13 protein-coding genes are annotated in these 15,068 nt (G+C 48.1%); 7 read left to right on the top strand and 6 right to left on the bottom strand.

What is annotated here, in order from left to right; genetic code table 11:
• Positions 1-85 precede the first annotated feature (85 nt).
• The 3 genes from dnaG to rpsU form a co-directional block, all read right to left on the bottom strand.
• Positions 86-1,855: a DNA primase gene (dnaG, locus tag W04_RS05055; RefSeq protein ID WP_053910049.1), complete on the bottom strand. Its 1,770-nt coding sequence runs from the start codon at positions 1,853-1,855 to the stop codon at positions 86-88.
• A gap of 148 nt (positions 1,856-2,003) precedes the next feature.
• A complete protein-coding gene (locus W04_RS05050; protein ID WP_022945345.1) occupies positions 2,004-2,450 on the bottom strand; it encodes a GatB/YqeY domain-containing protein in 447 nt (148 codons plus the stop codon).
• Positions 2,451-2,471: 21 nt separating this feature from the next.
• Complete coding sequence (gene rpsU / locus W04_RS05045; RefSeq protein WP_022945346.1) at positions 2,472-2,687, bottom strand: 30S ribosomal protein S21; 216 nt, start codon at positions 2,685-2,687, stop codon at positions 2,472-2,474.
• Between the two features lie 199 nt (positions 2,688-2,886).
• Here rpsU and tsaD point away from each other — a divergent pair, with 199 nt between their 5' ends.
• Positions 2,887-3,903 carry a tRNA (adenosine(37)-N6)-threonylcarbamoyltransferase complex transferase subunit TsaD gene (tsaD, locus tag W04_RS05040; protein ID WP_022945347.1) on the top strand — a complete coding sequence of 339 codons (1,017 nt, stop codon included), beginning with the start codon at positions 2,887-2,889 and terminating at the stop codon, positions 3,901-3,903.
• 241 nt (positions 3,904-4,144) lie between these two features.
• Positions 4,145-5,770 carry a pyridoxal-dependent aspartate 1-decarboxylase PanP gene (gene panP / locus W04_RS05035; protein ID WP_022945348.1) on the top strand — a complete coding sequence of 542 codons (1,626 nt, stop codon included), beginning with the start codon at positions 4,145-4,147 and terminating at the stop codon, positions 5,768-5,770.
• A gap of 12 nt (positions 5,771-5,782) precedes the next feature.
• Here the strand turns inward: panP and W04_RS05030 are convergent, their stop codons facing one another.
• From W04_RS05030 to W04_RS05020, 3 genes are read right to left on the bottom strand one after another with little or no spacing between them, the layout of a single operon-like run.
• Entirely contained in the window at positions 5,783-6,724 is a 942-nt protein-coding gene (locus W04_RS05030) for an alpha/beta fold hydrolase (protein WP_053910048.1), read from the bottom strand.
• 6 nt (positions 6,725-6,730) lie between these two features.
• Complete coding sequence (locus W04_RS05025) at positions 6,731-8,098, bottom strand: ATP-binding protein (protein WP_022945350.1); 1,368 nt, start codon at positions 8,096-8,098, stop codon at positions 6,731-6,733.
• The gene (locus W04_RS05020; RefSeq protein ID WP_053910047.1) at positions 8,099-8,782 is read right to left on the bottom strand and encodes a response regulator transcription factor; all 684 of its coding nucleotides are present in this window, start codon (positions 8,780-8,782) and stop codon (positions 8,099-8,101) included.
• 165 nt (positions 8,783-8,947) lie between these two features.
• Here W04_RS05020 and W04_RS05015 point away from each other — a divergent pair, with 165 nt between their 5' ends.
• From W04_RS05015 to W04_RS04995, 5 genes are all read left to right on the top strand, one after another.
• Positions 8,948-9,394, top strand: coding sequence for a Spy/CpxP family protein refolding chaperone (locus W04_RS05015; protein WP_053910046.1), 447 nt, complete (start codon positions 8,948-8,950; stop codon positions 9,392-9,394).
• A gap of 294 nt (positions 9,395-9,688) precedes the next feature.
• Entirely contained in the window at positions 9,689-10,204 is a 516-nt protein-coding gene (locus W04_RS05010) for a hypothetical protein (protein WP_157576276.1), read from the top strand.
• 1,077 nt (positions 10,205-11,281) lie between these two features.
• Positions 11,282-12,298, top strand: coding sequence for a Fe(3+) ABC transporter substrate-binding protein (locus tag W04_RS05005; RefSeq protein ID WP_053910044.1), 1,017 nt, complete (start codon positions 11,282-11,284; stop codon positions 12,296-12,298).
• Between the two features lie 13 nt (positions 12,299-12,311).
• Positions 12,312-13,946, top strand: a complete 1,635-nt coding sequence (locus tag W04_RS05000; protein WP_053910043.1) for an iron ABC transporter permease — start codon at positions 12,312-12,314, stop codon at positions 13,944-13,946.
• The gene (locus tag W04_RS04995) at positions 13,943-14,977 is read left to right on the top strand and encodes an ABC transporter ATP-binding protein (protein WP_053910042.1); all 1,035 of its coding nucleotides are present in this window, start codon (positions 13,943-13,945) and stop codon (positions 14,975-14,977) included. The genes W04_RS05000 and W04_RS04995 overlap by 4 nt, the downstream gene beginning before the upstream one ends.
• The last annotated feature ends 91 nt before the right edge of the window (positions 14,978-15,068 follow it).

Here is a 15,068-nt window from a genome sequence, read left to right as displayed (position 1 = left end):
GCGTCAGCTTAAGAACCTAAGCTGGGAGCCCCAAGCCGGTTTGACGCAGTGAATTGCGTATTATAACAGACCGAGTTTTTTCTGGCTAGCTTTCGAGCACTTCACTGCCTTTTAGTGCTTGCGTCAGTAGCGCGTATTCACGTCGTTCTTCAAAGCTTAAACCTTGCGTCTTGTCCTTTATTAATAAGGTCTCGAGGCGATGATTTAAACACTGATCTTCAATGAATTTGACCGTTTGTTGGAAATGAGGTTCCAAAACCTCGTCGTTTATTTGGTGTGGCCACGCCGCAAGCTTAGTAAGCGCGCCGTATTCAGGGCGTTCACGGTAACTTTCTAACAACTGTGCGGTGGTTATTTGTGGGTTGTCTAAACATTGTTTTTGAATGGCTAAAAACAATTCCAAACCCGGTAAACCTAAACTGGCAAGCTCTGGCATGTACTCAACCGTAGGTGCCAATTGCGGGTGTTGCACCATAAGCGCGATGGCGGTGCGCATGGGCGTCATTTTAAATTGGCTCTCAACCCGTTTTTGTTGTTTTGGGGTTTTGAGCTTGGCATTGAGTTGTTCCCGAGTGCGGCCAATAAACCGTGCTAAACGTTCTAATAGGCTTTCTTGGTAAAACTCACTGGGAATTTTTTCAATCAGTGGTAAGGCTTCACTTAGTAACTTGGCTTTGCCTGCATCCTGAGTAAGATCTAAATGTTCGCTCAAACGAGCAAAAAACACCTCGATAAAATCTTTGGCGTCACCCAAGCGTTGTTCAAAGGCCGCTTTGCCCTCTTGCTGTACCAATGAATCTGGGTCTTCGCCGTCCGGCAAAAACACGAACTTCAGAGCTTTGCCGTCTTTTAAATAGGGCAGGGCGTTTTCAAGCGCGCGCCAAGCCGCGTCGCGACCCGCGCGGTCGCCATCATAACAACAAATAACTTTGTCGGTGGCCCGCAGCAGTAACTGCATGTGTTCGGCGGTGGTCGCAGTGCCCAAGGCGGCAACGGCATATTTAATATCATGCTCAGCCAAGGCCACCACATCCATATAGCCTTCAACAATGAGTAACTGCTCAAGCTTTTTGTGCGCTTGCTTAGCCTCATAAAAACCGTATAGCTCAAAACCTTTATGGAATACCCGGGTCTCAGGTGAGTTTAGGTATTTAGGGCCGTTATCATCGCTGCCCATGATACGTCCGCCAAAAGCAATGACCCGACCGCGACGGTCGCGGATAGGGAACATCAGTCGGTCACGGAAGAAATCAAAGGTGCGGCCATTGTCTTTTTGGGTGGCCAGTTTAAGCTCGATCAACTGCTGCTTTTGCTTGGGGTTTTTCCCTAGAGTCTGGCACAAGGCTTCCCACTCACTCGGGGCATAGCCAATTTGATAGTCTTTAACCGTTTGGCCGCTGAGGCCTCGCCCTTTAAGGTAATCAATCACCAACTGTGAATTAGCATGATGGCGCAACTGCTGCTGATAATACCGTGCTGCTTGTTCCATCAATTCATAGTCTGAGCGCTTTTGTTCTTGACTGACAGGAGGGCGCTCGGAATTATTATGGCCTTGCTCTCTTGGCACTTCGAGGTGCAATAAACTGGCGAGCTCTTCGATAGCGTCAACAAAGTCGAGTTTATCGTATTCCATGACAAAACTGATGGCGTTGCCATTGGCGCCACAACCAAAGCAGTGATAAAACTGTTTGTCTTGAGAGACGGTAAATGACGGTGTTTTTTCGTTATGGAAAGGGCAACAGGCTTGGTAGTCTTTGCCTGCTTTTTTAAGATTAACGCGCGCGTCTATTAACTCTACAATATCGGTGCGAGCTAAAAGATCATCAATAAACTGCCGTGGGATCTTGCCTGCCATTGCTAACACCTAATTGGGAATAGAGAATCTCAGTAGTATATCAATCGCCACGAAGAAATGGAGCTGCCACAGTGACTTTATTTTTCAATCGTGCACAAACGAAGAAACCGAGCACAAGGCTCGGTTTGCTTGAATTTGCTTTCGCAATCTAGGCGCTGAGTCGCTGTTTAATAAGGCCTGATAATTTGCCCATATCGGCACGGCCTTCAGCTTGACTCTTTATTACGCCCATCACTTTACCCATGTCTTGCATGCCTTGGGCACCGGTGTCGGCGATGGCGTTATCAATCAGTTGATTGATTTCATCCTCGTTCAGTGGTTTTGGAAGAAACTCTTCTAAAACCGCAATTTCGGCAGCTTCCACATCAGCGAGATCGTCACGACCGGCGTCTTTATACTGAGTATAAGAATCACGGCGTTGCTTAACGAGCTTAACGATAACCGAGGTAATCGCGGCTTCGTCTAAGGTAATGCGCTCGTCGATCTCGCGCTGTTTAATGGCTGCTAGTACTGAACGCACAGCACCAAGGCGCATTTTGTCCTTGGCACGCATCGCGTCTTTTTGTGCATCTTTTAAGGTAACTAAAAGACTCATGACATCAAGACCGAGAAGCGATTAGTATAAACGAACGCGACGTGCGTTTTCGCGAGAAAGCTTTTTCATGTGACGCTTAACAGCAGCCGCTTTCTTACGCTTACGCGCAGCGGTTGGCTTTTCATAGTGCTCGCGACGACGAACTTCTGAAAGGATACCTGCTTTTTCACATGAACGCTTGAAGCGGCGTAGAGCTACGTCAAACGGCTCGTTTTCTCTTACTTTAACTACTGGCATTAAAAATTCACCTACCTAACTAAATGAGCTTCACTCATCTGATCAAATTATGATCAAGTGGTTCAAAAATGGTGCGGCATTGTAATCCGACTTACCCCCGTGTGTAAAGAATAAATATCACAATACTGGTAAAATTGCAGCAACCAAGTAGAATATGCGGCCTTATCCATGCCACCTAAGCCCATGTAGGAGACTCACATTGCGCATTTTGGGAATAGAATCTTCCTGTGACGAGACCGGGATTGCTATTTATGACGATGAACAAGGTTTGCTTGCGCATCAATTATATAGCCAAGTGAAAATGCATGCCGATTATGGCGGCGTGGTGCCTGAATTAGCATCGCGCGATCATGTGCGTAAAACGTTGCCTTTAATTGAAGCTGCGTTTGCCGAAGCAAAGTGTGGCCCTGAGGATTTAGATGGTGTGGCCTATACCGCAGGCCCAGGCCTTGTCGGGGCCTTATTAGTAGGCTCATCCATTGCACGCTCCTTAGCCTATGGGTGGCAGCTCCCTACTGTGGCGGTTCACCATATGGAAGGGCATTTGCTGGCACCAATGTTGGAAGAGCGAGTCCCAGAGTTTCCTTTTGTGGCTCTATTGGTATCCGGAGGGCACACGCTGTTGGTAAAGGTTAGCAATATCGGCGAATACCAAGTACTTGGTGAGTCGGTGGATGATGCTGCCGGTGAAGCCTTCGATAAAACCGCAAAGTTACTTGGGTTAGATTATCCTGGCGGACCCTTATTGGCGAAGTTGGCAGAGCAAGGCACGCCGGGGCGCTTTAAGTTCCCCCGACCAATGACCGACAGACCTGGCTTGGATTTTAGCTTTAGCGGGTTGAAGACCTCTGCGGCAAATACCATTCGTAATGAAGGGGACGACTCACAAACGAAGGCTGATATTGCTCATGCTTTTCAAACAGCGGTGATCGATACCTTGGCGATTAAGTGTAAGCGAGCACTTAAGCAAACCGGTATAAAACGTTTGGTGATCGCCGGTGGAGTCAGTGCCAATACTTATTTACGTGAACAGTTGGCGAAGGTAATGCAAGGCATGCAAGGTGAGGTGTACTATCCGCGCCCAGCTTTTTGTACAGATAATGGTGCGATGATCGCCTACGCCGGCATGCAGCGCCTAAAAGCAGGGCAAACTGGTGATGTGAGCACGCAAGTTATGCCGCGCTGGCCAATAGATAGTTTACCGAGCATTGCTTAAGGGTCGTGTGCGCATGTTCAATCTATGCGCGCAGCCTTAGGTGAGGCATTGTTAATTCATTCTTTTGTACCAGTATAAGTGCCGCTTATGCTGGTAATGTCGTAAAAAATTCACCTAACTTTCTTAAATTTGACCAAAGCTGCAAGACTTTCTAAGGTGATTGCTATAAAGTGAGCGCAATTAAATTGAACTGCTTTAAGCAACCCGTCACCGCCTTAAAGCCAATGCATTTAGGTATGTCATGAGTGATAAGCGTTTTGCCGTCGCATCAGAGCAGAGCTTGATGCGCGTCTTTACGGTGCCAGAGGCACCGGACTCAACGCTCAGTAAAATAGAAGCCGAGATTTCTAGTAATCTAGCTGGCTTTTTAAATGAGAACATTGCTGCGGTTGAAAAACCGCTGCATGAAATCGAGCGAGACTTCGAATCAGCTCAGGTTCCCGAAGAGCCGATGTTTGTCAGTGCCCATGCTCAGGACATCATGGAAAAGCTGGTAGCGCATTCCGTGCATACCGCTGCCCCGAGCTTTATTGGTCATATGACCTCGGCGTTACCTCATTTTGTGCTGCCACTGTCCAAACTCATGGTGGGTCTTAACCAAAACCTGGTAAAGATCGAAACCTCCAAAGCTTTTACCCCATTAGAGCGCCAAGTGGTCGGCATGCTGCATCATATGGCGTATGGTCGCGAGCAAAAGTTTTACGACAAGTGGATGCATAGCGCCAAAACCTCGCTCGGTGCGTTTTGCTCCGGGGGCACGGTGGCGAACATTACTGCCTTGTGGATAGCGCGCAATTGCTTGCTTAAGGCCGAAGGTGATTTTAAAGGCATTGGCGCCCAAGGATTGGTGTCGGCGATGTTCCACTACGGCTACAAAGGTTTGGCGGTATTGGTTTCCGAGCGAGGCCATTATTCCCTTGGCAAGGCCGCCGATGTGCTCGGTATTGGCCGCGATAACTTTATCGCGATTCCTACCGATGAAGATAATAAAGTCGATGTTGCGGCGATGCGCAAAGAGGCACGTGCCCTCGAAGCCCAAGGTATTAAAGTGATGGCCTTGGTGGGAGTCGCTGGGACCACCGAAACCGGCAATATCGACCCGTTGAATGACATGGCTGATCTGGCCGAGGAGCTAGGCTGTCACTTCCATGTCGATGCGGCTTGGGGTGGAGCCACCTTGTTATCGAATAATCACCGTCATCTGCTCAGTGGCATTGAGCGTGCAGACTCCATCACCATTGATGCGCACAAACAAATGTATGTGCCTATGGGCGCGGGAATCGTGTTATTTAAAGACCCCAGCGCGACCGACGCCATAGAGCACCACGCTGAATATATTCTGCGTAAAGGTTCAAAAGATTTAGGCAGTCATACCTTAGAGGGTAGCCGCCCGGGAATGGCGATGTTGGTGCATGCCTGCTTACGTATTATCGGTCGTAAAGGCTATGAGATGCTGATCGATAAAAGCTTAGAGAAAGCGCGCTTTTTCGCTGATTTAATTAAATCGGAAGCGGATTTTGAACTGATCTCCGAGCCTGAACTGTGCTTATTAACCTACCGTTATGTGCCAGAGAAAATAAAGGCACGGTTGCAGCAGGCGGATGAGCAAACCAAGCTGGATATTTACGCCGCATTGAATCGTTTCACCGCTAGCATGCAAAAGCGCCAGCGTGAGGCGGGGCGTTCATTTGTATCGCGTACCCGGTTGACTCCAGCTGCCTACGGTTATCAGCCTACGGTGGTATTTCGTGTGGTATTGGCGAACCCACTCACATCGAAAGCGATACTTAAGGACATTCTTGCAGAGCAGCGTGAATTAGCCGCCTCAGATCCGATGTACAAAAAGTACTTGTCTAAGTACCTTTAATCCTGTCTTAAACTACAAGCCCTGACAGAAGGTGAGTAAGTCGCGAATGAGTGGCTTACGCACCGTATCGTGCTCACACAAAAGCTCATGCTTAGCCCCTTGGTAGGTTTTTAATACAGCTTGGCGTTGACCATGAATAAAGTCGTTATAAGGACTTGGGTCAACCACGGTATCGCATTGTGCTGCAGCGACAAATAACGGCACAGGACATTGGCAGGTCCGTAGCTTCTTGATAGCGGCAAAAGCGGCGTTAAGCCAGGCGTAAGTCACCCCCCCTAATTGCATATCGCTGTGCTGCTCATATAACTGGCGAAAGCGCGTATACCGGGCTTCACTGTGGGTGAGTTCATTTTCTGCAAAGGGGATATTACGATAAGGGCCGTGTCCAGGGACATAACGCCCGCCTTGACCGACTAAGGTCATTAGCCATGCCCATAAGCGTGTTTGCCAAGCTTTGATATTACCGGTATCCAGTTGCAGCATCGGGGCGCTTAAAAACGCGCCGCTGAACGAATGGCGGTGGTGACAAAGATAATCTAAGGCGATTGCTCCCCCCATGGAGTGGCCAAGGAGTATTTTTTTCCCTTGCCAGTGGCGTTCAACCACCTCGTTTACGAATTGCGCAAGGTCTCGGCTGTAATCATCAAAGTGCCCTACATACCCTTTGTGGCTATCTTCAAGATGGCGATAAGAGCGCCCTTGACCTTGATGGTCAACAATAAACACGGCAATGTTATTACGCGCAAATTCCCACAGCAGCTCTTGGTATTTCTGTGCCGCTTCAATGCGCCCTGAGCTGATCACTAACGCAAAGTCAGCTTGGTAGGGTAAATGGTAGGCGTAAAATAACTTACCTTGGCGTGTGTCCACAAAGCCCTTGTGCATATCTTGCTGCCAAAATTGCGCGATGGCGTCATCATTTTTATGCAGTAGTGCTTCGCTGGAGTAGAACATTCAGTATCAGGTCGTAGGGAGTTTTATGGTCGCTACTAAACCACCTTGAGGGTTATTTTGCAATACAAGTTCCCCATTGTGGGCCGCTATGGCCTTGTTGGCAATCGCTAAGCCTAAACCGGTGCCGCCACTATCGCGGCTGCGCGCAGAGCCAACGCGGTAAAAGGGTTCCTTGAGATGAGCAAGCTCATGCTCAGCAACGCCAGGACCATCGTCGCTAATAGACAGTAGCATTATCGTGTCTATCCACTGCAAGCTCACTTCAATATGCTGATTGGCATATTTGATTGCGTTACGCAGTAAGTTATCGCAGGCACTGGCTACCACTTGGGGGTCAATGTTGAGGAAATGGCTATCACTGAGCTCAGCAAGAGAGAGCTGCTTATGCTCAGAGTCGGCCTCGAACTTGGCGTCGGCAAACACTGGAGCCAGTAACTCACGCACACTGATGCGCTGGCGCACAATACTTTGTTGACGATTTTCTAGCCGTGAGAGCATCAAAATACGGGCAATAAGAGTATCAAGCTGCTTGGCTTCTTTTTCTATGCGCTGCAGTTGTAATAAGGTTGCGCTATCGGCACTGTCTTGGGCTAATGCACAGGCGAGCGAGAGTCGCGTTAATGGCGAACGTAGCTCATGAGAAATATCACCCAACAACGAACGTTGACTATTCACAAGGGTTTCTAGACGCGCCGCCATGGCATTGAACTCGTCGGTGAGAACGCCAAGCTCATCATGGCGAACGTTACTCGGCGCACGACTTTGTAAATTACCTGCGGCGATGTCTTTCGCGGCGCTTCGTAGCGCATTGACCGGTGTGATCAAGGTGCGGGTAAACAGCAAACTCAACAACAAAGAGGCACCCAAAGCCACAACTACCTTAAGCCAAGTAGGCATGAGTTTGAGCCGCAATAACCAAGGTAGCTTGCGCCCGGGGCGCAGCTCATACAGCTGATATTGCCCGTCCGGTAGGGTGATTAGCAAAGGGCCTAATGCTTGAAAGTGCTCGTGGAAAATCATTTGTGGAGCCATGCTCTGGCGAAAATTAAGCTCATTGAGGCCAATGTCGTGGGGTGGGGTGAAGTTCTGTAGCGCTTTATCTTGGTCAACAGAATACAGATAAAGCTGCTTTCTTTTGGCAAAGCGGCCATGGTTGATGAGTTGCTCAGCGCTGATATCGTGTTTATTAGCACTGCGCTCAATGGCATGCCCTAAGCGCTTTAAGTAGTGCGCATCGCCACCGCGTAAAGGCTCATAAGACAGTTCACTGAAGCTCATCGAGCTTAGCCCGGCAAGCAACGCGAAGGTCGCGGCTAGGGTGAGCCAAAACCACAAGAATATTTTCACATAGAGTTTGCTAAACAATGGCCGCATTTACGCATCTCCCACCAAGACGTAACCGGCACCGCGTAGCGTGCGAATACGCTCGGCCTCAATGTGTTCGGCTATTTTCTTGCGCAAGTTACTGACATGCATGTCAATAGAGCGGTCATATGGCGCTAAGCGGCGGCCCAACACTTGTTCACTTATTTGCTCTTTACTGATCACGGTGCCCGGTTGTTGTAGTAATAAGTGCAAAATAGCAAACTCAGTGCCGGTGAGTGCTAAAGGCCGTGTATTGGCGCTGACGCTGCGGCTATGCATACACATATCCAGACCGGCAAACTGTAAGTCCTGACGAGGCTTAGTGGCATTGATATGCTCGATGCGTCGAGTAATAGCCTTGACGCGGGCAAGCAGCTCTCGGTGGTTGAAAGGCTTGGGGATATAGTCATCGGCACCGAGCTCGAGGCCAAAAATACGATCAAAATCATCGCCTTTGGCGGTCAGCATGATGACTGGCATCAGCGATTGAGCTCTGAGCCTTTTTAAGACCTCGAAGCCATCTAACTCTGGCAGCATGACATCCAGTAATAACAGATCAAAATTGCCAGTTTCGGCAAGCTCCAAGCCTGTTTTTCCATCATGCGCACAGGTCACTTGGAAATGCTGGCTCTGTAGGTATTCGCTGAGCATTTGCGCCAGTTCAGTATCATCGTCAGTTAGTAAAATATGCATGTCATTCCCAGTACGTATACAGCGACAACGCTATACTACCTTATCCCTTGCCAGCAGTGTGAATCCTTTACATAACCTTTACACCGCCCTGACAGTGCTTTGCGTTGACAGCGCTATGCTAGGCACTGTGAATTGTTTTCAATCAGGACAAACAAGGAGTCCACAATGAAACTAGGTAAGAGTATCAGCGCAACGTTGCTTTCTTTAGCCTTGGCATCCAGCGCCGTGTTTGCTGGTCAAGGCGGTCACCACAACCATGGTGAGCGTGGTATGTTTAACAAACGTATGGCCAATTATTTACAGCTTAGCGAGCAGCAACAGAGCCAAATCGACGCTATTTTAGATGCGCAAAAGCAACTGCAGCCGCAGCGAGGCCAGCGTGGTGACATGAAACAGCAGCTAAATGCCTTAACGCACACCAATGCGAGCTTCGATGAGCAGGCTGCGCGAGCGTTAATCCAAGATCAGCAAGCTAAACAGCTTGAACGTAAGATTGCACGGTTACACACCCAGCATCAAATATGGAACTTACTCACCGAGCAGCAGCAACAAAAGTTGCAGGAGCTCAAGGAAAAGCGTCAGTCGCGCGGCCATCATAAGCGTGGTCATTAAAATTTTATGTCAGTGCACGTAAACGGCCCATTGGGTCGTTTTTTTGTGCGGACATTTTCAGTGACTTGGGCTTAAGTGCTAGTAAGCGATAGCAAATTTTGCTATCAATAATAACGTTGAGCTATGACTCGATAGCTTACTAAAATGTAAATGCTTAAAGTTGATCAGGTATCTCGTGGTTTTCTCTCTCCCCTGGGCCACGGAAATAACCATTATCGATGCTGTATTGGGGTAGGGCTCAAGTTTACGGAGCGAACACAATACAGCGGCTTCGTGTATTAAAGGACTAAGTTGTTGGAAAAACAGAAGTGGTATAAAAATCCAGAAATGCTCATTGCGCTGACCGCGCTTTTTATTGGCTTAATTACGGCCTTTATCTCTATTTATTCTGCGTACATAGATCGCGCCTACGCGAAAGCCTCTGTGTGGCCAAAAGTTGAGGTTGTCAGAAGCAAAGGAAAGGATCGCTTTAGTTATCGCGTAGCTAACAGAGGTACAGGTCCGGCCATTATTAAGTATGTAAAAGTCAGTATCGGTAAGCGGTATTTGCAGCGGTGGTCGGATTTACCTGAATTCGACTCCATTAACCAATCCCATATCAGTTCAATCACGCTTCCTGCAGGCGAAATATTAAAGCCCTTGGTATACAAAGGGGAGGCTGTAGAAAATATCTTAAAGATAGATAAACGCCTCGAAATCGAGCTGTGTTACTGCTCAATTTATGACGACTGTTGGGTGGTGAGTCGCTCGCTTCAAACCCGCCCTGTAGAGCAGTGCGAGGTAAATTCTAAGCAGGCTTTTTTACAATAACGACTGATGTGTGAAAGTAGTGGAATACGGTGCTTCAGTGCACGGCACCGTTACAGTTGTCTATCTGAGTATTGCGGTGTGTTTCGTGGTAGCTGAGTATCACCACTAGGCGTGTGCGATAGGCAAAAAAATACGCGGCCGTTGAGGGCCGCGCTGACGGAATAATTTCCAGCTTCCTGCCGGGATTGGAGCAAGTCCAATGTTCCTTTACTCACCGTAGTGAGCGCTACAAATCGCTTTGTAGGTTCATCCTTGTCCACTTCCTGTATAAACCTGTGATACACATCCAAGTCAGTCGCATGTGGTTCGCATTATGACTGCTATGATTGTTTAGCTCATCCTGTACTTCCTGTGATATGTACATCCTGCACATAATCCTCAGTGGAGCTATCACTGACAAATCCTTCGCTGTCCTTATTCACATTTCCTTTGTGAGCTGCGTTCACTCGCCTGTCCTATACTCACCTTGAGTATCACGTCCGGTGTGCTCGGCATCCTGCCTATTTTTCCTTTGCTGTCCTTAAAGTAGCAACTCCTTTGCGTTATGCATCCTGCATCTGTCCATATTGGCATCTTGCCGTTTTCCCTTGACTATCCTTAGAATAACAATTCCCTTGTGTTATGCGTCCTGCACCTGTCCTTCTATGGCATCTTGCCAAATCCTACCGTCCTGTCTGCGTGTCCGTTGCGTTACGCGTCCTGCGCCTGTCCTTGAACTTCCGGTCCGTCCTTTGAGGTTGGCTTTCCTTAACTTTATCGCCCATATGCCCTTACAAGCGATGGAGACAGTATAAGGATGAATTAGGTACAGGTCAGGTAGTGGTAACAAAAACTGATTTAGTAAAATAAACGAAATAATTAAAAAAACATTATTTATCAGTGTTTTGTGTATTTTTGCGTGCTGTTCTTTATCGCAAATGACGCAATAACCTGATGCTATGTGAGATATATCTCACAATAATTCGGGCAAAGATGGAAGTTGTTCAGCTGGTGTTTATGTTGTGATGATGGTGCTGTACTTTTGCGGTGCAAAAGATATGATGCGCTTGAGAATTATTTTTATCTATTGGAGGCTTTATGAAAAAAGCATTGGCTTTGGGCTTGGCATCGTTACTCGCTACGTTAACAGCCGCTCCCACCTTGGCGCAAGACAGCGTCAATATTTACTCGTTTCGTCAGCCTTTTCTTATTGAGCCCATACTAGAGAAGTTTACAGCACAAACGGGAATAGAGACCAACGTGGTGTTTGCGAAAAAAGGGCTTATTGAGCGCTTAAAGCGTGAAGGCAAGCATACTCGCGCTGATTTAGTACTTACCTCTAATTTTAGTGCCTTAATGCAACTAGACGATATGGAGCTAACGCAAAGCATTAATAGCGACGCGGTGGCCGACAATATTCCTGCTAGCTTCCGCGACCCCAATGGGCAATGGGTGGCATTAACCAAACGGGTGCGCAATGTCTACTCGTCAAAAGAACGTGTGGGCCAGTTAAGCAGCGTGCGCTATGAAGACCTGGGCAGCGAGCAATTTGCAGGTAAGGTGTGCATGCGCTCAGGCAAGCACCCTTATAACTTGGCGTTGGTCGCATCTATGATTGCCCATCATGGCGAAGCGCAAACCAAGCAGTGGTTAACAGCGTTAAAGCAGAACCTTGCCCGTAAACCGCAGGGCAATGATCGAGCGCAGGTTAAGGCCGTAAAAGAAGGGCTGTGCGATGTGGCCATCGGTAACAGCTATTACTTTGGAAAAATGATGCAAGACGAGCAACAACGTACTTGGGCTGATGCCGTTTATATTAACTTTCCTAACCAACAAGACCGAGGAGCACACGTTAATGTCTCCGGCGTTGCCTTAACAAAGTATGCTAAAAACAAGGATAACGCCTTGAAACTGATCGAGTTTATGACCGACAATACAGCGCAAAATATGTATGCCTCTGTGAATATGGAATACCCAGTGAAAAAGGGTGTGCCATTGTCTGAGTTAGTTGCCTCTTGGGGTGACTTTAAAGAGGACTCTCTGCCTTTATCGGAAATCAGTAAACATCGTCAAACGGCGTTGAAGCTGCTCGATGAGGTAAAATTCGACCTTTAATTACTGGGTATTGATGCGCTTTAAATTCTCGCTGTCATCGTGGCAGCTTATTGCGTGGACGACAGGCTTAGGCCTGTCGTTACCGTTAGCTTTCCTTATTTTTGAGTCCTTGCAAAGTGATCCCAACGTGTTTAACCACCTCTGGGATACGGTGCTGTGGGATTATACCCGTAATACCTTAGTGTTGATCCTCGGTGTAGCGCTACTGAGTTGCTTGATTGCGTTGCCTTTAGGGTGGCTGGTCGCCTGCTGCGACTTTCCGGGGCGAAAACACTTTGAATGGGCTTTGATGCTGCCCTTAGCCATGCCTACCTATCTTATTGCCTATGTTTATACCGACTTACTGGATTATGCTGGTCCGGTGCAAATCCAGTTACGGCAGTGGTTTGGCTGGCAGTCGCCGGATGATTACTGGTTTTTTGATATTCGTACGCTCGGTGGCGCAATTGTGATGATTGCGTTAGTGCTGTACCCCTACTTATTCTTAATTTTTAAAACCGCGCTGAAGGAGCAGTCTCACAAGCTGGTTCAAGCCGCCCATATTATGGGACACGGCCCAGTTGCAGGCTTTTTTAAAGTCAGTCTTCCCTTAGCTCGAGGGGCGATTGTCGCCGCTATAACCTTAATTAGCATGGAGGCGATGGCGGATTTTGCCACCGTCAATTACTTTGCCGTAAGCACCCTAACGACAGCGGTGTACGATACTTGGTTTGGGTATTATTCATTAACCGCCGCTGCGAAAATCTCAGGGATCATGCTGCTCATTTTGTTTTTGGCTATCATTATTGAGCGTTATTCGCGCCGCAACCGCGCCGTATTTGAGCGCCAAACCCAGCTAAGCGGTGAGCCTCTTTATACTCTCAAAGGAGCTAAAGCGTTGGCAGCCACAGGCTTTGCCTTAGTTATTCTGGCGCTTGCTTTCGCTATTCCGACGGCGGTGCTTGTTAGCTACGCGTTTAATTATTTTGACCAAGCGTGGAATGATGAGTTTTTCCTCTATGCTTGGCAAAGCCTAAAAATTGCCACTATGGTCAGCATCCTCGCCATTACCCTGAGTATTCTTGTGGTGTACTACCAGCGCTTGAGTACAGCACGATATACACTGTGGCCTGGGCGCTTAGCCAGCACTGGATACGCCTTACCTGGCACCGTTTTAGCCATTGCGGTGCTGTTACCGCTGACTAGTTTAGAAATCGGCATTAATGATTGGCTCGCCCAGTATGACTATCAACCAGGGTTATTCTTAAGCGGTACTATATTTGCCATCGTGTTTGGTTACTTGGTGCGATTTTACGCCATTGCTCATGGCGCCATAGAATCAAGCTTTAGCCGCATTAGCCCGAGCTTGGATATGGCCAGCCACTCCATGGGCCGCAATGAGCGACAAACCTTACTTGGCGTGCATATTCCCATTCTTAAACGCGGTATCTTAACCGCTGCCTTATTAGTGTTTATCGAGTGTATGAAAGAGTTGCCAGCAGCATTACTGTTGCGGCCATTTAACTTTGAAACATTGGCGACCCATGTGTTTCAGTATGTTAGCGATGAGCAATTAGAGCTGGCTTCAGTGTCGGCACTATTTATTGTATTAGTGGGGCTACTGCCCTTGTATTTTATTAACCGCTCAATGGAGCATTCTCGGTCATGACAGCGCAACTAGAATTAGACAACATTAGTTTCGAATACGCTGAGCGGGCGGTGGTCAACAATTTAAGCCTGACCTTAGCAGACGATGAGATTTTGTGTTTGCTAGGCGCCAGCGGTTGCGGCAAAACGACCACACTAAAAGCCATTGCTGGGCTTATACGTCCGCATCGAGGGGTGATCCGCTTAGGGAAAGAGGTACTGTGTAGTGACCAGCATTGCGTGCCCCCACAGCACCGCAACATGGGCATGATGTTTCAGGATTACGCGCTGTTTCCACACTTAACCGTGGCGCAAAACATAGCCTTTGGTTTAAAGGGCATGAGCAAAGCAAACAAACAGCAGCGGGTCGCTGAAATGCTCGCACTGGTGCATCTAGATGAGTGTGGAGGGCGTTATCCACACCAGCTTTCAGGCGGCCAACAGCAACGTGTTGCCATAGCTAGAGCGCTGGCATACAAACCTAGCCTATTGCTGCTTGATGAGCCGTTTTCGAATATTGACCATCAGGTGCGTTTTCAACTAATTGCTGACATTCGCCGCATTATTAAAGACCAGCGCGTCTCTGCTATTTTTGTGACCCACTCCAAAGAAGAAGCATTTGCCTTTGCCGACACATTAGCGGTCATGCACAACGGACAAATTGCACAGCAAGGTACGGCGAAACAATTATTCCAGCACCCCAACTCTAAAGTCGTGGCAGAGTTCTTAGGCACGGGTGTGTATATTGATGCCACTATCGTTGATGCCGAGCATGTGCAAACGCCCTTTGGTGTTGTGCGCTCTTTACAGCCTTTGCCATCATCGGGGAAGGGGCAAGTGTATGTTCGTCCTCACGATATGCAGTTGATTGGTGATGAACACGATGAAGTGACGTTACTATCACAGCGTTTTGTCGGCACAGAATACGTTTATCGCGTCAGCGTGTTTGCTCAAGAAGTTGAAATTCCTGCTAAAGCTGAACAAGAGTTTTTGCCGAGTCAGAAGCTATCGCTTACAATTACCCCACACTCTGTGAATTTCTTCGCTGATTAAGCGCGAATTCATAGCCTGTATGTAGCCGCGCAGGCGGCTTAGCGCTCGTAATAGGCGCTGCTAACAATAACAACGAAAGGAATGGTAACTT

Origin of the sequence: Pseudoalteromonas sp. SW0106-04, assembly GCF_001293805.1 — a bacterium.
Taxonomy (GTDB): Bacteria; Pseudomonadota; Gammaproteobacteria; order Enterobacterales; family Alteromonadaceae; genus Pseudoalteromonas; species Pseudoalteromonas ruthenica.
Note: the sequence above shows the minus strand (reverse complement) of the source record. Positions and strands in the feature narration are given on the sequence as shown.